Here is an 18483-nt window from a genome sequence, read left to right on the forward strand (position 1 = left end):
TATCCCTGCGGCCACAGGCGCACGCACTGATGGCGTGGTGCGCTAGGAAGTTACCGCGTTGGGCAACGAGTTCAGCATTTGCTGGCCAATGGCTTGGAATGCGGGGTGGGGCGACTGCAGCAGTTGTTCGCCCACCAGCCGCTTGTAGCCAGGGGTAGCGGTCAATGGCACCTTGCGCAACCAGACCATGGCCTCGTCCAACTGTCCGCGTGCGGCGAGCATGCTGGCGTAGTTGTATTGACCGCGGAAGTCTCCTCCGCGCGCACCACCCTCAAACCAGGTGAATGCAGCCGCGGTGTCTTGGGGTACGACGCGGCCATCCTCGTAAAAAAAGCCGATCTTGGTCATGGACTTGGCATGACCCAAGGCCGCGGCCTGGCGGTACCACTGCAGGGCTGCTGCGGCGTCCTGCTTCACACCCTCGCCTGTGGCCAGCAGGTTGGCGTAGTTGTACATGCCGGCATCCAGGCCCTTGCCCGCAGCCTGGCGGTACCAATTGGCAGCGGCAAACGTATTGGTTTCGGTACCCCAGCCATTTTCAAAACAGCGCCCTGTCATGTTGATGCCCACAGGGTGGCCCTGGGCGGCAGCTTTCAGAAACCAGGCCAGTGCACCCACCGGGTCGCGTTCCAGACCATGGCCGTTCAGCAGCCACTGGCCCAGGATGGTCTGGGCATCGGCATGGCCCAGACGGGCGTTGTGCAACATCCACTGCGCGGCAGCGACAGGCTCCGCCGCGGTAGCCGCGTGCCAGTCGGTCGGGGTCAGGGCAACGGCTTCCTCCAGCGTGGCAGGAAGCGGTGGCAGTTGGGAAGGAGTGGCGGAAAGCGAGGACATGAAAACGATTCAAATAAGAATTGTTCTCAATTATGCCGTGCTGGCCTCCGCCTTTCTAGAGTTCGTCGATCGGGGTCACCGTGGCGTCAGCGGTACCGGGGTCGGCCATGGCAAAGCGGTCGCTGGAGCGCACATAAAAGCTGGCACCAAAGCGGCCCACCGGGTGGTAGTCCTGCAGGCGTACGCGCCAGGTTTCGGTATCGATCAAACCGTCGCGTGCGTGCATCCACACCACCTTGCCGATGAAGATCTGCCGGCTGGCGGTCTCCAGTGTCTCCCACAGCGTGCACTCAAAGGCCACCGGGGCTTCCACGATGCAGGGGGGAGCCACCGCTCTGGAAGGCCGCGCATGCAGACCCACGTGCGCCAGCTCACTCGTATCGGGCGGCAGGCGCTCGCCGCAGCGGTGCATTTTCTCGGCCATGGCCTCATCAGTCATGTGCACCACAAACTCCCGGGTGCGCACAATGTTGGCGGCTGTGTCTTTCAGGTGTCCGTCGTTCAGCCGGTTGATGCTGACCATCACAATGGGCGGCTCCTCGCCCAGCATGTTGAACATGCTGAACGGGGCGGCGTTGACCACGCCGCCCGCGCCCAGGGTGGTGATGAGTGCAATAGGCCTGGGCACAATCAGGCTGGCCATCAGCTTGTAGCGTTGGTATTCCGTGAGCTGGGCGAAGTCGATGTCCATAGGTCCTATTGCGTGTCTGCCGTTCAGAGCGAGCCGACCACACCTTCCACCAGGTAGTCCATGCGGTCCAGGAAGGGGTCGTAGAGGCCGTAGCTCTTGTCGATGACCACCTTGCCGGTGTTGCTCTTGATGGGGCCCACAAAAAACGGCTTGCCAGCCTTCAGATCGGCGATGGCTGCGGTGGCGGCGTTGCGCGCCTTCTCGCTGGCACCGGCTCCAAATGGAGTGCTCAGCACCATGTCCTTGTCGTAGCCACCAAAGAAGGTATTGGGCAGTTTTTCACCGGCGGCAATCTTGGCGGCGAACGACTTGTAGACGGTTTCCCACTTGTTCTCGGCACCGGTGATGAAGCCCTTGGGCGCCAGTTTGGCCTGCGAGGCGTTGTGGCCCAGGGTCTTCACGCCCTTGCGCTCGGCGGTCTCGATGACGATCTTGGGGCTGTCCACATGGCAGGCGATCACATCGCAGCCGGAGCTGATCAGCGAGTTGGTGGCTTCGGCCTCGCGCACCGGGGCGGACCATTCACCGGTGATCACCAGCTGCACCGTGGCCTTGGGGTTGACCTTGCGCACGCCCATGGTGAAGGCATTGATGTTGCGCAGCACGATGGGGATGGGCTTGGCGGCCACATAGCCGATCTTGTTGCTGGTGGTGGACAGGCCGGCGGCAATGCCATTCACATAGTGCGCCTGGTCCAGGAAGCAGAAGTAGCCGCCCAGGTTCATCGGGTGCTTGTCGGCCGACCACAGGGATGTGGGATGGCGGAATTCCACCTTGGGGTATTTCTTGGCCATCTCGATCATGAAGGGATCAAAGTAGCCGAACGAAGTGCCGAAGATCAGCGAGGCGCCGTCGGCCTGCACCATGGCTTCCAGCGTCTTGCGTACCGCCGTGGTCTCGGGCACGTTTTCTTCTTCCACCACCTTCACACCCGGCACCTGGCTCAGCGCCTTGGCGGCCACCGCATGGGCCTGGTTCCAGCCATAGTCATCGCGCGGACCCACATAGATGATGCCCACCGTGGTGGTCTTGCCCTGTGCCAGGGCGGACAGTGGTGCGCTGCCCGCGGCCATGGCGGTAGCCCCGGCAATGGTGCTACCCAGAAACTTGCGGCGATCGATGGACGATGACTTCATGGTGAACTCCTAAAGGTTGAGGACAAGGGACGAGGACTAGGTTCCCGACGCCCGGCGTTTGGCGGCGGTGCGGATGGGTTGGGTGGTGGTCGTGGTGTCGGGCGGTGCAAGTTCATCGCTGTAGCGCGACAGCACATGGGCCAGCTCCTGCCCTGCCGGGGCCAGGTCCGGCAGCAGGGCACGCTTTTCGATGCCACTCAGGTGTTCCGCCATCAGCTGCACTGCGCGTTCGGCATCGCCCTTGCGAAAGGCTTCTATAAGCTGGTGGTGCTCGGTGCACGCGCAGTCAGAAGAGTGGGGGCGCCCGTACACCGCCAGAATCAATGAGCAGCGTGTGACCACTTCAGACAGGTAGCGCTCCATCAGCGGGTTGCCCGTCATCTGCGCCAGCCGTGTGTGGAACTCGCCGGCCAGCCGGATAGAGACGGGCACCTTGCCATCGCGAGCCGCTTGCTGCTCCTGGCGCACATGGCCTTCCAGTGTGGCGCCCATGGCGGGCTGCCAGCGTGCCATGACCATGCGCACGGCCTCGGCCTCCAGCGCGCGGCGCATTTCAAACACCGCACGTGCCTCGTCCAGGCTGGGTTGGGCCACGGTGGCAGTGCGCTTGTTGCCAATATCGACCAGGGCCTCGGATGCCAGCCGGCTCAGCACCGCACGAATCAGCGTGCGGCTCACGCCGAACTGCAGGCCCAACTGGTCTTCGGGCAGCTTGGTGCCCGGGGCCAGGGCGTGCTCCACGATGGCACGCCGGATGGACTTGTAGGCGAGCTCGGCTTTTTTGGCGGGGGTCAGCATGGTGGAGGCAGCAGGTATACAAAATGGTTCCTGCCATTCAGCAAGCTCTGTGCCAAGGATTTCAGGTGCTTTTGCACCAAGGCGAGGCGTCAACCATGCCAGCGGCCTCCAGTTGGTTGGCATGCTCATTGCTGCACTCCGCGGAAATCACGTATACAAGATTTCCACCGCAAAGGACTGCCATGACCGCCATGTCTCACCGCACCGTCACCCTGCTGCTGAACCAGCAACAGCTCACCCTGATTGACAACACCGTGGCCCAGGGCGCGGCAACCGACCGCACCGCGCTGGTGAGGCGCGCGCTGCGCGAGCGCAACTGGCCCGCGCCGCAACGGCCTGCGCCGGTGGTGCCGGACCTCAGCGGCCTGGACACGCGGCGCGAGCTGCTGCAGGAGCTGGTCATCGAGCCCGGCACCGGAAAAGCACTGGAGCTGTTGCAGGGCCAGTTTCTGCGTATCGAGCAGATCGAAGGCGGGCAGTGCATCGACTTCAACTGCTTCAACCTGCACGATTACAAGGAGTACATGCACACGGGCCGCACAAGAACCGTGCATGGCCTGCTGCCCACTGCGGGGCATTTCCTGTGGTCCGCGCCGCCGCGCGAGCGTGCCATGGTGTATTTGCTGGAGGACACGGCGCAGTGCAACGATGTGCTGTTCCCGCGCTGCAGTGCCTACCTGTACGAGTCCAGCTACGGCATGCCGGTGCACACCAACTGTCACGATATCCAGGCCGAGGCCCAACGCGAGTACGGGCTGACACCCGACGATGTGCACGACTCCTTCAACCTCTTCATGCGCACCGAGGTGCATGGCGGACGCGGCCACATCACGCGCCAGCAATCCAAACCCGGTGACCATGTGGACCTGCTCGCGCTCATGGACCTGCTGGCTGTGCCCAACATCTGTGGCGCCGACATCATGCGCACCAGCAATTTCTCGCTCAAACCTGTCAAGCTGCAAATCTGGCACGCCAGCGTGCGTGACATGGCCAGCGTGCCGCCGCTCACCAGCTACACCAACCAGCGCACGCCGGCCGACTTCAAACAGCCCCACATCCGCACCGAGCGTGCCCTGCGGCGCGACCCCAGCTACCAGGCCAGCTTCACCAACGTGCCCCTGCGCATCAGCGCACTCGATGTGGCACTGGACGAGGCCGAGTACGCGTCCTTGCAGCAGGCCGGTCTGCAGGTGTACTACGGCGACGACGATGGTGCAGCCCTGCGTGATGTGCTGTTCAGCTGGTGGGAGACACAGCATCTGTGAGGCTCCCTAGCCCTGGCGTGCCATGTGCATCTGGTGCAGCGTGATCTTGCGCACTTCGGCCTGGCTGGTGGCAATGTGCGCGCGCAGCAGCATGGCGGCCTGATCGCCACGCTTGGCACGTATGGCCTTGAGGATCTTGCCGTGTTCCTCATAGGTGGCATCGATGCGTGCCTGCTTGGTGAAGTCCAGCCGGCGGATGATGCGGATGCGGTCGGTCACATCCCGGTGCACGCGTGCCATCTCGGCATTGCCAGCGGCCTCCACCAGCGTGCAGTGAAAGGCCTCGTCCCATTGGCTCACCTGCACCGCGTCGGCGCAGCGCTGCGCGACCGGCACCAGCCATAGTGCAAATAGGCTGTCCAGCAGGGCGCGGTGTTGGGGGGCACTTGCATGCAGACCGTCCTCGCACAGCCGGTGCGCGGCGGTGGACTCCAACACCATGCGCAGGTCGTAGAGCTGTTCGAACTTGTCAAAGTCAAACGGCAGCACGCGCCAGCCGCTGCGAAACAGCACCTCCACATAGCCCTCCTGCTGCAGCCGGGTCAGTGCGTGGCGCACTGGCGTGCGTGACACCCCCAGCCGCTCGCAGACCGACTGCTCGGTGAAGCGGTCTCCCGGCACCAGACGGAATTCGGCCACGTCGCGTTTGAGCTGCTCATACACCTGGGCAGCGCGTGAGACGCGCTCGGCAGACGCAGGGACAGGCGATGGGGTTGTGGCCACTACAACGCCAGCGCCTGCAGCACCCGCGTGCTGGGTGCGGTCCAGCCCACAATGCCGCCCTGTGCATGGATCATCTCCACCGCAGCCGCCTTGAACTGCGGGAAATAGCTCTCGGTGCAGTCCGTCAGCAGCAGGCAGTCATAGCCGCGGTCATTGGCCTCGCGCATGGAGGTTTGCACACAGACCTCGGTGGTCACCCCCATGAAGATCAGGTGGGTGATGCGGTGCCCGGTCAGCATCTCCTGCAGGCCGGTGGCGTAGAACGCGCCCTTGCCGGGCTTGTTGATGACGATCTCACCGGGCAGCGGCGCCAGCTCGGGGATGATGTCGTTGCCCGGCTCTCCGGCCACGAGGATGCGGCCCATGGGACCGACATCGCCGATGCGCAGCGTGGGATTGCCGCGGTTGCGTTTGGCGGGGGGGCAGTCACTGAGGTCGGCATCGTGCGCCTCGCGGGTGTGCACCACGAGCCCACCAGCCTGGCGCCACCCAGCCAGCATGGCCTGGCAGGCCGGCACGATGGCGGTGAGCAGCGACACATCGTTGCCCAAGGTTTCGCCAAAGCCGCCGGGCTCGACAAAGTCGCGCTGCATGTCGATGATGACCAGCGCGGTGTGTGCCACCGCAAAGTCGTAGGCAAAGGGCTCGGCGGGCAGGGAGAGCAGGGTGGTCGTGGGGGTCATGCGGCGGCCTTTTCAGCAACGGGATGGTCTTCGCCATGCGCGCCGCCGCCCATGTGGGCGCCCAGCACATGGCGGTCGGCCGCTGCGGCGGTGGTTTCGAACACGATGCGGCCTTCGCTCATCACCACAATGCGGTCGGCCAGCTCCAGCAGTTCGTCCAGGTCTTCGCTGATCAGCAGCACGCCGGCGCCGCGGCCGCGCACCTGGCGCAGCCGGCTGTGGATTTCGGCCACGGCGGCAAAGTCCAGCCCGAACACCGGGTTGGCGGCGATCAGCACGTTGATGTCGCCGGCCAGCTCGCGCGCCAGCACAGCGCGCTGCACATTGCCGCCCGACAGGCTGCGGATCGCGGCCGTCTCGCCCTGGGTCTTGATGCCGTATTCGGTGATCCAGGCGCGCGCCCGGGCGCGCCAGGTCGGAAAGCGCAGCACGCCGCCCACAGCCAGTGGTGCCTGGTCAAAGTCGCGCAGCGCCATGTTTTCGGCCACACTCAAATCGCCCACGCAGGCGTTGCGCAAGGGTTCTTCGGGCAGGCTGCGCACTTTGAGCGTGCGGTTTTCCTGGCGCGTGGCCTGGTAGGGCTGGCCCATCACCTGCACCGTGCCCGACAGGCGTGTGCGCTGGCCGACCAGTGCCTCCACGAGCTCCCGCTGGCCATTGCCAGAAACGCCGGCAATGCCAAGGATTTCACCGGGCATCACAGACAGGCTCAAGGCCTGCACGGCCAGCGTGCCACGGTCTCCCAACGCGTGCAGATCGTTCACCTGCAAGGCAGGGGTGCCGGAATTTGCTATGGAATCAGGAGCTGTCTGCGAAGATTCCACGGGGGCTACAGGCGATTTTTGTTCTGTATCTGCCGCAGCGTCTCCCATCATCGCCTGCGCCAGCAGCGCGGGCGTGGTGTCGGCCACGCGGCAGTGGTGCACCGCCCGGCCCTTTCGCAGCACGGTCACTGCGTCGGCATAGGCCATCACTTCGCGGAACTTGTGCGTGATGATGATCACGGTGCACTCGCCACGGCGCGCAAAGTCGCGGATGTGGCCCAGCACCTCATCGGCCTCCTGCGGCGTCAGCACCGAGGTGGGTTCGTCCAGGATCAGCAGGCGGGGTTTCAGGTAGAGCTGCTTGAGCAGTTCCAGCTTCTGCTTCTCGCCCGCGGCCAGGTCGGCCGGGCAGGCGTCCAGGTTCAGGCTGAACGGGGTGGTGGCCAAAAAGGCTTGCAGCTCGGCGCGCTTGGTTTTCCAGTCCACCAGCAGCGGCACCTTGTCAGCCGCCAGTAGCAGGTTCTCGGCCACCGTCATGCCCGGCGCCAGTGTGAAGTGCTGGTACACCATGCCGATGCCCAGGGCACGCGCGATCACGGGGTTGGCAATGTCCTGCTCGCGACCGTCGACCATGATGCTGCCTTCTTCGGCGCGCTGGAAGCCGGCCACGCATTTCACCAGCGTGCTCTTGCCCGCACCGTTCTCGCCCAGCAGGGCATGCACGGTGCCGGGCTCCACGGTCATGGTCACGTGGTCCATGGCCGTGAAGCTGCCGAAGCGTTTGGTCAGTTCATAGGTCTCCAGCCGCAGCGCGCCAGTGGCGGGCTTGGGCGGTGGAATCAGGTGAGAGGTGCTCATGGTGCGTCCTTTAGCGGGTGGCCGACAGTTCGCCCGGGCTGCCCTGGGCCACGCTGCCAGGCTTGCAGGTCAGCACCAGGATCAGCAGCGTGAGCACATAGGGCACGGTGTTGAACAGGTGGTAGCCCCAGCCCACACCAACCGACTGCAGCGCCGGGCCGATCGCACCGGCACCGCCAAACAGCGCGGCGGCGCCAATGCAGCGCAGCGGGCTCCAGCGCGCAAAAATCACCAGCGCCACGGCAATCAGGCCTTGTCCGCTGGAGATGCCCTCGTTCCAGCTGCCGGGGTAGAACAGCGTGAGCGAGGCTCCGCCCAGGCCTGCCACCATGCCGCCCGCGGTGGTGGCCAGAATGCGGATGCCGGTGATGGAGTAGCCCAACGCACGGGCCGCGTTGGCCGAGTCCCCGGCCAAGCGCACCAAGAGGCCCCAGCGCGTGCGGGCAAAGCCCCACCACAAGAGCACTGCAAGCGCCAGGCCCAGCGGCAACAACATGTTGATTTGCAAGGCCGACTGCACCGCGGGTGAGCTGCTCCAGCCGCCCAGCTCCAGTGCGGGAATCTGCGGTGCCTGCGGCTGGATATAGGGCTTGCCCAGGTAGAACGCGAGCCCCGTGCCCAAGAGCATGAGCGCAATGCCGGTGGCCACATCGTTCACGCGCGGCAGCGAGCACAGCACGCCATGCAGCGCCGCCAGCATCCCACCCGCCAATGCGCCGCTGAGCACACCGATCCAGGCTGAATCGCCCAGGTAGGCGCCGGCAAACGCGGCCATGGCCGAGAGCACCAACACGCCTTCCAGGCCCAGGTTGATGCGGCCCGATTTTTCGGTCAGGCATTCGCCCAGGCTCACAAACAGGAACGGGGTGCCCACGCGCAGAGCACCGCCCACAATGCCGGCGAGCAAGGCAATCCACTGGTCTGCAGTCATGGGGTGTTTCCTTCCGGTGTGAGATTGGAGGCAGCCGCTGGTGCCTGCGGGGCGGGGCCGGCCAGTTGGGCCAGTTTGGCGAACAGCGCTTTCCAGTCCACATCCCGCAGCGCTTCGCTGGCGAGGATGAAGACGAATGCAATGCCCTGCAGCACCAGCACCGAGGCATCGGGCAGGCCCAGGCGGCGCTGCAGCAGGCTGCCCGCTGCGCCAAAGCCACCAAACAAAATGGCGACCGGGATGATGGCAATCGGGTTGTGCCGTGCGATGAACGACACCAGGATGCCGGCGTAGCCATAGAACGCGATCAGCGAGGCATTGGCATTGGTGTGCACCGCCGCCACTTCCACGGCACCGGCCAGGCCGGCGCAGGCACCGCCCAGCGCGCAGGCCACGATGACCAGTGCGGACGCCGGCAGTCCCACCAGTTGCGCGGTGCGCAGGTTGCCGCCCACCACGCGAATGGCAAAGCCCGAGGCCGTCCAGCGCAGCCAGATGCCCAGACCGATGCAGGCCAGCACACCCAGTGCCAGGCCCCAGTGCACCTCGGAGCCCGCAATCCCGCCGATGCGCAGCCCCTCCGACAGCGAGTAGGTGGCGGGCTTGTTCAGGCTGGCCGGATCGCGCATCGGGCCTTCCACCAGGTGCTTGAAGAAGCCGATGGCGATGTAGGCCAGCAGCAGGCTGCTGATGGTTTCGTTGATGCCGCGGTATTGGCGCAGCCAGCCCGCCAGTGCCACCCACAGCGCGCCGGCCAGCGCACCGGCCATGCAGACGATGACCGAGCCCGCCACACCATCGGGCAGCGGCACGCTGCGCGCCACCGCGGCGCAGGCCAGGCCGCCCAGCACCAGCGCGCCCTCGCCGCCGATGATGACCAGTCCGGCACGCGCGGGGATGGCCACGCACAGCGCGGTCAGCATCAGGGGAGCGGCGCGCTGCAAGGTGTTTTGCCAGGCAAACCAGCTGCCAAATGCACCCTGGAACAGCAGGGTCCAGACCTCCAGCGGGTTGACGCTGGCAAATGCCACCATCACGCCGAATACGAGCAGGGCCGCTGCAATCGCCATTACGGGCAGGGCCACAGGGGTCAGGGTGTTGCGCATGGGTCGGGTCCTTTATCCAAGCAGGCTCACGTGGGCAGCCACCACACGCCAGCCCTGGTGCGTGCGCATCCAGGTCTGGCTTTGGCGGCCGGTCTTGGCACTGCCCAGGCGCTGGAACTCGACATTGGCGGTGGCAAAGTCGCGCCCATAGGTGGTGATCACGTTCTTCAGCACCGCGCGCTGCAGCCCCTGGGGCGAGCGCCCGGCGCGGAACGACGCGATGGCGTCATAGCCGTACAGGTTTTCTGTGGCGCCGTAGCGCAGTGTGAGCGGGCTGTTCCAGAACAGCTCGTCCAGCACCGCCACATCGTTGTCCACCAGCGCGCGCTCGTAGCGCTCGCATTGCAGGGTCACTTCGGCCAACACGTCGGGCAGGTTGATGTCCACGCTAGAACTCCACAGGTTTGAGGTGTGCGGCGCCCGCTGCTTGCAGTGCATACGCCGCACGCAGGGCCAGGTCTTCGCGCCAGGGTGCGCTGATGATCTGCACGCCAATGGGCAGCCCGCCAGTGCCGCTGGGCCACATCGGTGCGGCCACCACAGGGCAACCGGCAAACGAGATGGGTTGGGTCAGCAGGCCGATGGAGGGGCGCGTAGGCAGCAGCGTGCCGTTGATGTCCAGCCACTCCGAACCCAGCAGCGGCGCGGCTACCGGCGTGGCCGGTGCCAGCAGCACATCCCAATGGCGCAGCAGCCTATTCACTTTGTCGCGGTAGATGCGGCGAAAGCGTTGCGCCCGCAGATACCAGGCCGCCGGAATCAACGCGCCCGCAATGAAGCGGTCTACTGACAGCGGCTCAAAGTCATCGGCCTGGGTGCGCAGATCGTCCAGGTGCTGGCTGCCGCCTTCGCTGGCCGTGACGATGAAGGCGGCTGCCCGGCCCAGCGCTGCGTCGGGCCACTCCACCGTATCCACCGCACCCAGCAGCTTGGCGGCGGTGGCCACGGCTTGGCGGGCCGGGTCGGTGGCATGGTCATGAAAGTAGCCGCCCAGCAGACCCACCCGCAAGCCCTGCACCCCCTGCTGGAGCGAGCCCACGGGCTGCACATGCACTGCGTGGCTGCCAGGGTCCAGCGGGTCCGGGCCCTGCAGCACGTCGTAGGCCAGGGCCAGGCTTTCCACCGAGTCGGCGAACGGGCCCAGGTGGTCGATGCTCTGCACAAAGGGATAGGAGCCGCGGCGTGACAGCCGCCCAAACGTGGGCTTGAGCCCCCACGTGCCACAGAAGGACGAGGGCACGCGGATGGAACCATTGGTGTCCGATCCCAGCGCAATGCCTATCTGGCCTGCGGCCACCGCTGCGCCGCAGCCGCCGGAGGAGCCACCCGCGGTGCGCGTCAGGTCGTGCGGATTGTGGGTGGGGCCGTAGTGCGTGTTTTCGGTGGTGAAGCCATAGGCGTACTCGTCCATGTTGAGTGATCCCACCAGCACGGCGCCGGCCGCCTGCATCTGTGCCACCAGAAAGGCATCGTGCGCGGCTGGCGGGTTGTGACGGTTCACCCTGGAGCCCGCGCGGGTCACCTCACCCGCCACGTCAAACAAGTCCTTTACCGCATACGGCACGCCGGCCAGTGGCGGCAGCACCTCGCCCCGCGCACGCCGGGCGTCCACTGCGTCGGCCTCCTGCAGGGCGCGCGGGTAGCTTGTGCTGGTGAAGGCGTTGATGGCGCCATCGGTGGTGTCGATGCGGTCCATGCAGGCCTGCGTGGCCTCGCGGGCGCTGACGTCGCCCGCCGCAATGGCCCGCGCCAGCGCAGCACTGGTGAGTCCCTGAATGTAGTTCGCTATGTTTTTCATAGCTTGCTGCGCATATTTGACAGGGGCTGGAAGGCCAAAGGCCTGTAGATCTCGGCCAGCTCGTCGTGCGGCTCCATGGGGGTGTCCAGCAGAAGCTGGGCCAACTGCGCGGTGCGTGTGAGGTGGGCCGCCACGCGCAGCGTGCGTGCTTCGTCCAGCGGCAGGTCCAGCGCCGCGGCGCTGGCCTTCACGTAGTTCAGGATTTCGGCTTCGGTCATGGCGGCCTCTCAAGGCGTGGTGGACTGGGTCAGGCGGGCCGCCAGGTAGGCGCGCCAGCCGCCGTGCGCGGTCACGTCCTGTGCGCTCTCCAGCGCGTGGCCTTCGCAGATGAAGCCGGTGACCCAGGTGCCGTCGGCCAGCTCCACGCGGCCCAGGCCCAGCGGCGGGGGGATGAGCGCCAGAAAACTGCCCACCTGTTCCTGGGGCATGTCCCACACCTCCAGCGCAATGGCCGCGCCACCGTTGGCCACGCGGCGCAGGCCGGGCTTGGGTGGCACGGTGCCGGGCAGGGCGTACAGGCGGTAGGCCGGCGCGGTGGTGGTGCTCTGTACCAGCCGGGCACCACGTTCCAGCAGCTGGCTGTTCAGCGGCATGCCCGAGAGGTGGGCGCCCACCACGGCCACCTGCATGCGTGCCGCACTGGTGGCAATGCCCGCCAGGGGCTGTGGCGCGGGCAGGGGCAGGTCCAGTGCCCCCTGGGGCAGGCCGGTGGCGTGGTGGTAGCGCTGGCCCAGCTCGGCCAGCGGCCAGTCGCTGCCGCAGGGCGCAATCAGCGTGATGCCAAAGGGCAGGCCGTCGGGGCGCAGGCTGCTGGGCACGGCGATGGCCGCGTAGTCCAGAAGGTTCACAAAGTTGGTGTACGCCCCGAGGTTGCGGTTCAGCACCACGGGGTTGGCCCGCATGGCGGCGATGGTGTAGTGCGTGGGCGCGGTCGGCACCAGCAGCACGTCGATGGCCTTCCACATGGCGGCGGCCTGCTGGCCACAGGCCAGCAGCTGGGTTTGTGCGGCGCACAGGTCGGCAGCGCTGTAGTTGCGGCCCTTGGCAATGATGCTGCGCACCGGCTCCATCACCTTGTCTTCGTGCAGGTCAAAGAAGGCGCGCACGGCGGCATAGCGCTCCGCCACCAGCGCACTCTCGTAGAGCAGGGTGGCGGCTTGCGCCAGCGGGGTGTAGTCAATCGGCACGGCCACACCCCCCATGGCGGTGAGCCGTGCCATGGCTTCGGTGAACGCCAGCTGTGCGGCCGCATCCCCAAAAAACTCCAGCTGCATGGGCACCCCAAAGCGGAATTGCTGGCCCCAGGGGGTGTGGGCCAGCGTCAGCGTGCGCGAATACGGGTCGCGTGCATCGGGCCCCTGCGCCACCGCCAGCACGCGGGCAGCCATGTCCACGGTGCGCGCGAAGATGGAGACGCAGTCCACACTCTGGGCGGCAGGCACCACGCCACGCGCGCTCAGCAGGCCTTTGCTGGGCTTGATGCCCACGATGTTGTTGAGCCCGGCCGGCACCCGCCCCGAACCTGCGGTGTCGGTGCCCAGCGCAAAGTCCACCTGGCCGGTGGCCACCACATAGGCCGAACCGGCACTGGAGCCGCCGGATACGTAATCGGGGTTGAAGGCATTGGGCACCGCGCCATAGGGCGAGCGCGTGCCGTTGAGGCCGCAGGCAAACTGGTCCAGGTTCGTCTTACCCACCAGCACCGCACCAGCATCGAGCAGCTTTTGCACCACCGTGGCGTGCGCGGCGGCTACGTAGGCAAATTCTGCGCAGGCGGCCGTGGTGGGGTGACCCTGGGCGTCGATGTTGTCCTTGATCGCAAAACGCAACCCCGCCAGCGGGCCGGTGCTGCTGCCCGCCAAAGGCGTGGCAAAGCGCGCGATCCAGGCCTGGGGGGCATCACCATCACTCCGGGAACTGCTCTGCACCATGTTGGAGTCCTGTCTTGTATCCAAGATGGGATTGCAAAAGCTGTGCCAAAAAAACCGGTCCCTGTGCCGTTCGGGCCTCGCCGGTTAAAATACGTCGCAAGGCCCGCTGCTCCGGCGGGCTTTGTCTTTTGTGTTCGGAGCCATGTAGAGGACTACCATGTATAAAAACCTCGCAGCCACTGTCGTGGCCGCTTGTTGTTTTCTGTTGGCGCCCCAGGGTGCCATTTCCCAGACCCCAACCCCTGCCAAGGACCAGCCGCTCAAGGTTGGCTTTCTGTACGTCGCGCCCCTGGGCGATGCGGGCTGGGTGCGCCAGCATGAGGAAGGTCGCCAGGCCGTGGCTGCCGCCCTGGGTGCCAAAGTGCAAACCACCTATGTAGAGAACGTGGCCGAAGGCCCCGACGCGGAGCGCGTGATCCGCGACCTGGCACGCCAGGGCTACCAGCTCATCTTCACGCCCAGCTTTGGCTATATGGAGCCCACGCTCAAAGTGGCGCAGGAGTTTCCGGATGTGAAGTTCGAGTCCATCACCGGCTACAAGACCGCGCCCAATGTGGCCACGGCCAATGCGCGCTACTACGAAGGCCGGTATCTTGCCGGCGTCGCTGCGGGGCGCATGACGAAGAGCAACCTGGCCGGCTATGTGGCGGGCTTTCCCATCCCCGAGGTGCTGCAGGGCATCAACGCCTTCACGCTGGGCATGCGCTCGGTCAATCCACAGGCCCAGGTCAAGGTGGTATGGCTGGGTGAGTGGTTCAACCCCACGCGCGAGCGCGACGCTGCCATGACGCTGTTCAACCAGGGCGTGGATGTGATCGCTTTCCACACCGGCTCCAATGCGGTGATGGCGGCCGCCCAGGAGCGTGGCAAGCTGGCCGTGGCCTACCACTCCGACATGCGCAAAGTGGCGCCCGATGCGCAGATCGTGGCGGTGACCCACCAGTGGGGCGCCTACTACACTGCGCGCGCACGGGCCGTGCTGGATGGCAGCTGGAAGAGTGGCAACGTCTGGGGCGGGGTCAAGGAAGGCATGATCCGCGTGGGCGACTTTGGCAGCAAGGTGCCCCAGGCCGTGCAAGCCGAGGTGCTGCAGCGGCAGAAGGACATTGCAGCGGGCAAGTTGCACCCGTTTGCGGCCCGGGCCGATGTGCGGGACAACGAAGGCAAGCTGGTGATTGCCAAGGGCAAGACCCTGGGCGACGCGGACATCCTGGGCATGAACTGGCTGGTGGCCGGCGTGCAGGGCAAGCTCAGCCATTAGGGGCCAGCGATGACATACCAGGTCAAGGAAATTTTCTACACGCTGCAGGGCGAGGGCTCCAACGCGGGCCGCCCGGCGGTGTTCTGCCGCTTTGCCGGCTGCAACCTCTGGACCGGCCGCGAACAGGACCGCGCGAGCGCTGTCTGCCAGTTTTGCGACACCGATTTTGTCGGCACCGATGGCACGCTGGGCGGCAAGTTCAAAACTGCGCAGGCGCTGGCTGAGCGCATTGCCGCACAGTGGCCCGACACCGATGCGGCGAACCGCTTTGTGGTGTTGACCGGCGGCGAACCCCTGCTGCAGGTGGATGCCGCGCTGATTGATGCTCTGCACGCGCAGGGTTTTGCCATTGCGGTGGAAACCAATGGCACGATCGCTGCGCCTGAGGGCATCGACTGGATCTGTGTGAGCCCCAAGGCCGGCTCCAGCTGGGTGCAGCGCAGCGGCCACGAGCTCAAGCTGGTCTGGCCCCAGCCCGGCATCACGCTGGCCGAATGCGAGGCGGCGGACTTTGAACACCGCTACCTCCAGCCCATGGACAACATCCTGCGGGCCGACAACACGCGGGCCTGCATCGCCCAGTGCCTGGAGCGCCCGCAGTGGCGCCTGTCCCTGCAAACCCACAAGATCACAGGCATCCGATGACCCAAGTGCCCGCCATTCCCCTTCCGCGCCGCTGCGAGGTGAGCCAGAAGTTCTTCTTCGACGCGGCCCACACGCTCAAGCGCACCCTGGACGACGCGGAGGAGGTCGCTGGCAGCCGCCGCATCCACGGCCACACCTACCACGCCGAAGTTTCCGTGGCCGGCAATGCCGACGAGGACACCGGCATGGTGGTGGACCTGGGCCACCTGCGCAACGCCATTGCCGTGCTGCGTCCGCGTCTGGACCATCACCTGCTGGACGAAGTGGAAGGCCTGGGGCCGCCCACGCTGGAAAACCTCGCCGCCTTCATTTGGCGCGCCATGGCGCAGGAGTTCAGCGGTCTGTGGCAGGTGCGTGTCTGGCGCGAGGGCATTGGCGACAGCTGCACCCTGCGCGCCTGAAGGCCTTGCTGCGCCTTCCGGTGGCGCCATAGGGGCTATGCGCAGCTTGGTATAGAGATTGCTGCGCCGCGTTATATGCTCGCCCGCATGAAAGCCTACCGCGCCTCCCTTTTATGGTTTGCCCCCGACGCCCCGGGGCAGGCCCGTTTTGAAACCGATGGCCTGCTCGTTGTGGGCCCCAATGCCCAAGGCACCCAGGTGGTGCAGGCCATTGGCGCATACAGTGCCATCGCTTCCCAGTACCCCGATGTGGCAGTGGAGCACTTTCCGGGCCGCATCATCGCGCCGGGATTTATCGACCTGCATATCCACTACCCGCAGACCAACGTCATCGGCTCACCTGCGCCCGGCCTGCTGCCCTGGCTGGAAAACTACACCTTTCCAGAAGAAAAACGCTTTGCAGCCCCCGAATACAGTGCGCAAGCAGCTACTTTTTTTGTAGCGGAACTGCTGCGCAACGGCGTCACCAGCGCGCTCACCTTTGCCACTTCGCATGTGGAATCGGTCCACGCGCTGTTTGCCGAGGCGCAGGTGCAGAAGATGCGCCTAATCACCGGTCTGTGCCTCATGGACCGCCATGCGCCCGCGGGCCTGCTGAACCAGGGGCAGGGCAGTGTGAGTGGCACCGAGCAAAGCCTGCGCGACACCGAAGCGCTGATCCAACGCTGGCACGGCGTGGACCGCCTGGGCTACGCCATCACCCCGCGCTTCGCCCCCACCAGCACCGAGGCCCAACTGCGCGGCGCGGGCGAGCTGGCCAAGCGCTACGGCGATGTATGGATCCAGAGCCATGTGGCCGAGAACAAGGACGAGATCACCTGGGCGCGCGAACTCTTCCCCGCATCCCGCAGCTACCTGGCCACCTACGACGACTTTGGCCTGATGCGCGACCGCGCCATCTACGCCCATTGCATCCACTTCGACGACGATGACCGGGCGCTGATGCGCGATGCCGGCGCCGCAGCGGCCGTCAGCCCCACCAGCAACCTGTTCCTGGGCAGTGGCTTCTTCGACTATGAGGGCGCCGACCGCGTGGGCTACGCCTACGGCCTGGCCAGCGATGTGGGCGGTGGCACCAGCTTCAGCCCTTTCCACACCATGCTGGCGGCTTACTACGTGGGCCGCGAGGGCCAGACCAAGCCCGGCCTGTCGCTCTCGCCCCAGCACCTGTGGTGGCAGCACACGGCAGGCGCCGCGGCAGCCCTGGGGCTGGGCGGTGTGGTGGGCGACCTGCAACCGGGCAGCGAGGCGGACTTTGTCATCATCAACCCCCAGGCCACGCCGCTGCTGGCGCACAAGACGGCGCTGGCGTCCAACCTGGACGAACTGCTGTTCTCGCTGATCGTCCTCGGCGACGACCGCTTGATTGAAAAGACTGTGATTTCCCAAGCCCACTAGGGCATGCGCCCATTTTTCAAGGAAACCATGATTGAGACTGAAGTGTCCGTGCCGTTGACACGGCTACAAATTGTGCTGGTGATTCTGGCGTTGGCCTGTGGCGGTTTCGCTATCGGCACCGGTGAATTTGCCATCATGGGCTTGCTGCCCGATGTGGCCAGCACCTTTGCCGTGACGACACCGCTGGCTGGCTATGTCATCAGCGCCTATGCGCTGGGCGTGGTGGTGGGAGCACCACTCATTGCCATTGCCGGCGCTAAATCCTCGCGCCGCACGCTGCTTCTGATCCTCATGGCCGTCTTCACGCTGGGCAATCTCGCCAGTGCGGTGGCGCCCGGTTTCCTGAGCTTTATCGTGCTGCGCTTTCTCTCCGGTCTGCCGCACGGGGCCTACTTTGGCGTGTCGGCGCTGGTGGCTGCCTCCCTGGTGCCGCTGGACATGCGGGCCCGCACGGTGGGCTACGTGATGCTGGGGTTGACCGGCGCGACGCTGATCGGCACACCGGTCATGGCGCTGTTTGGCCAGTACCTCAGTTGGCGCGTCATGTTTTTTGCAGTCGGACTTATGAGCGTGCTGACCGTGACGCTCATCTGGATCTACCTGCCGCGCGACACACCCGAAGCGGGCGCCAGCGTGATGCGCGAGCTGGTGGCGTTCACCCACCCCCAGGTGCTGCTCACCCTGACGCTGGCCGCTACCGGCTTTGGCGGCATGTTTGCCATCTTCTCCTACGTCGCCAGCACGGCCACCGAGGTGGCCCACATGCCGGTCAAGATGATCCCGGTGATCATGGTGTTGTTTGGTATCGGCATGAATGTGGGCAATGTGGTGGGCTCCAAGCTGGCCGACATCAACCTTATGGGCACCATCGGCGGCATGTTGGTCTACAACATCGTGGTGATGACGATGTTCAGCCTGACTGCCGCGTCACCCTGGATGCTGTGCCTGTGCGCCTTCCTGATCGGCTGCACCTTTGCCGCCGGCCCGGCCACCCAGACGCGGCTGATGGACGTGGCATCGGATGGCCAAACCCTGGCTGCGGCCTCCATGCACTCGGCCTTCAATATCGCCAACGCCCTGGGCGCCTGGCTGGGCGGCCTGGCCATTGCCTTTGGCTACGGCTATGCGTCCACCGGCTATGTGGGTGCCTTCCTGTCCTTTATGGGCCTCTTCGTGTTCGCGGCGTCCGTCCTGCTGGAGCGGCGTGCCAGCGCTACGCCCAGCACGGGGGACTTGGTGTCAGTCGGGCAGGAATGA

The 18483-nt window shown here is 65.7% G+C and carries 19 protein-coding genes; 6 read left to right on the forward strand and 13 right to left on the reverse strand.

Going from position 1 to position 18483, the window contains the following annotated elements; all coding sequences use genetic code 11:
- Nucleotides 1-42: 42 nt before the first annotated feature.
- The 4 genes from AC07OE_RS01055 to AC07OE_RS01070 are packed head-to-tail and all read right to left on the reverse strand — an operon-like array spanning nucleotide 43 to nucleotide 3462.
- On the reverse strand, nucleotides 43-837 hold the full coding sequence (locus AC07OE_RS01055; RefSeq protein WP_495068711.1) for a tetratricopeptide repeat protein: 795 nt from the start codon (nucleotides 835-837) through the stop codon (nucleotides 43-45).
- 55 nt (nucleotides 838-892) lie between these two features.
- Nucleotides 893-1528 carry a flavin reductase family protein gene (locus AC07OE_RS01060; RefSeq protein WP_495068712.1) on the reverse strand — a complete coding sequence of 212 codons (636 nt, stop codon included), beginning with the start codon at nucleotides 1526-1528 and terminating at the stop codon, nucleotides 893-895.
- A gap of 23 nt (nucleotides 1529-1551) precedes the next feature.
- The gene (locus AC07OE_RS01065; RefSeq protein WP_495068713.1) at nucleotides 1552-2664 is read right to left on the reverse strand and encodes a BMP family ABC transporter substrate-binding protein; all 1113 of its coding nucleotides are present in this window, start codon (nucleotides 2662-2664) and stop codon (nucleotides 1552-1554) included.
- Nucleotides 2665-2700: 36 nt separating this feature from the next.
- Nucleotides 2701-3462, reverse strand: coding sequence for a GntR family transcriptional regulator (locus AC07OE_RS01070; protein ID WP_495068714.1), 762 nt, complete (start codon nucleotides 3460-3462; stop codon nucleotides 2701-2703).
- A gap of 182 nt (nucleotides 3463-3644) precedes the next feature.
- Here AC07OE_RS01070 and AC07OE_RS01075 point away from each other — a divergent pair, with 182 nt between their 5' ends.
- Nucleotides 3645-4727, forward strand: a complete 1083-nt coding sequence (locus AC07OE_RS01075) for a DUF1989 domain-containing protein (RefSeq protein ID WP_495068715.1) — start codon at nucleotides 3645-3647, stop codon at nucleotides 4725-4727.
- A gap of 6 nt (nucleotides 4728-4733) precedes the next feature.
- Here the strand turns inward: AC07OE_RS01075 and AC07OE_RS01080 are convergent, their stop codons facing one another.
- Genes AC07OE_RS01080 through atzF form a run of 9 tightly spaced genes read right to left on the reverse strand, consistent with a single transcriptional unit; the run spans nucleotide 4734 to nucleotide 13521 of the window.
- Nucleotides 4734-5450, reverse strand: a complete 717-nt coding sequence (locus AC07OE_RS01080; protein ID WP_495068716.1) for a GntR family transcriptional regulator — start codon at nucleotides 5448-5450, stop codon at nucleotides 4734-4736.
- Nucleotides 5450-6133 (reverse strand): cysteine hydrolase family protein, encoded by a 684-nt coding sequence (locus AC07OE_RS01085; protein ID WP_495068717.1) that lies wholly within the window; start codon nucleotides 6131-6133, stop codon nucleotides 5450-5452. The genes AC07OE_RS01080 and AC07OE_RS01085 overlap by 1 nt, the downstream gene beginning before the upstream one ends.
- Nucleotides 6130-7755, reverse strand: coding sequence for an ABC transporter ATP-binding protein (locus tag AC07OE_RS01090; RefSeq protein ID WP_495068718.1), 1626 nt, complete (start codon nucleotides 7753-7755; stop codon nucleotides 6130-6132). The genes AC07OE_RS01085 and AC07OE_RS01090 overlap by 4 nt, the downstream gene beginning before the upstream one ends.
- A 10-nt stretch (nucleotides 7756-7765) precedes the next feature.
- Nucleotides 7766-8686, reverse strand: a complete 921-nt coding sequence (locus tag AC07OE_RS01095) for an ABC transporter permease (protein WP_495068719.1) — start codon at nucleotides 8684-8686, stop codon at nucleotides 7766-7768.
- The gene (locus tag AC07OE_RS01100) at nucleotides 8683-9792 is read right to left on the reverse strand and encodes an ABC transporter permease (protein ID WP_495068720.1); all 1110 of its coding nucleotides are present in this window, start codon (nucleotides 9790-9792) and stop codon (nucleotides 8683-8685) included. Before AC07OE_RS01100 ends, AC07OE_RS01095 begins: the two co-directional genes overlap by 4 nt.
- A gap of 12 nt (nucleotides 9793-9804) precedes the next feature.
- Nucleotides 9805-10179, reverse strand: coding sequence for an oxalurate catabolism protein HpxZ (gene hpxZ, locus AC07OE_RS01105; protein WP_495068721.1), 375 nt, complete (start codon nucleotides 10177-10179; stop codon nucleotides 9805-9807).
- 1 nt (nucleotide 10180) lies between these two features.
- On the reverse strand, nucleotides 10181-11590 hold the full coding sequence (locus AC07OE_RS01110) for an AtzE family amidohydrolase (protein WP_495068722.1): 1410 nt from the start codon (nucleotides 11588-11590) through the stop codon (nucleotides 10181-10183).
- Nucleotides 11587-11808 (reverse strand): DUF4089 domain-containing protein, encoded by a 222-nt coding sequence (locus AC07OE_RS01115; RefSeq protein ID WP_495068723.1) that lies wholly within the window; start codon nucleotides 11806-11808, stop codon nucleotides 11587-11589. Before AC07OE_RS01115 ends, AC07OE_RS01110 begins: the two co-directional genes overlap by 4 nt.
- 9 nt (nucleotides 11809-11817) lie before the next feature.
- Nucleotides 11818-13521, reverse strand: a complete 1704-nt coding sequence (gene atzF, locus AC07OE_RS01120) for an allophanate hydrolase (protein WP_495068724.1) — start codon at nucleotides 13519-13521, stop codon at nucleotides 11818-11820.
- A 157-nt stretch (nucleotides 13522-13678) separates the two neighbouring features.
- Between atzF and AC07OE_RS01125 the strand changes: the two genes are divergently transcribed.
- From AC07OE_RS01125 to AC07OE_RS01145, 5 genes are all read left to right on the forward strand, one after another.
- On the forward strand, nucleotides 13679-14782 hold the full coding sequence (locus tag AC07OE_RS01125; protein WP_495068725.1) for a BMP family ABC transporter substrate-binding protein: 1104 nt from the start codon (nucleotides 13679-13681) through the stop codon (nucleotides 14780-14782).
- Between the two features lie 9 nt (nucleotides 14783-14791).
- Nucleotides 14792-15427: a 7-carboxy-7-deazaguanine synthase gene (gene queE / locus AC07OE_RS01130; RefSeq protein WP_495068726.1), complete on the forward strand. Its 636-nt coding sequence runs from the start codon at nucleotides 14792-14794 to the stop codon at nucleotides 15425-15427.
- Nucleotides 15424-15828 (forward strand): 6-carboxytetrahydropterin synthase, encoded by a 405-nt coding sequence (locus AC07OE_RS01135; RefSeq protein ID WP_495068727.1) that lies wholly within the window; start codon nucleotides 15424-15426, stop codon nucleotides 15826-15828. Before queE ends, AC07OE_RS01135 begins: the two co-directional genes overlap by 4 nt.
- Nucleotides 15829-15915: 87 nt before the next feature.
- Nucleotides 15916-17226, forward strand: coding sequence for a guanine deaminase (guaD, locus tag AC07OE_RS01140; RefSeq protein WP_495068728.1), 1311 nt, complete (start codon nucleotides 15916-15918; stop codon nucleotides 17224-17226).
- A gap of 3 nt (nucleotides 17227-17229) precedes the next feature.
- A complete protein-coding gene (locus tag AC07OE_RS01145) occupies nucleotides 17230-18483 on the forward strand; it encodes an MFS transporter (RefSeq protein ID WP_495068729.1) in 1254 nt (417 codons plus the stop codon).

The sequence above is a fragment of the Rhodoferax sp. GW821-FHT09E07 genome, assembly GCF_059416145.1.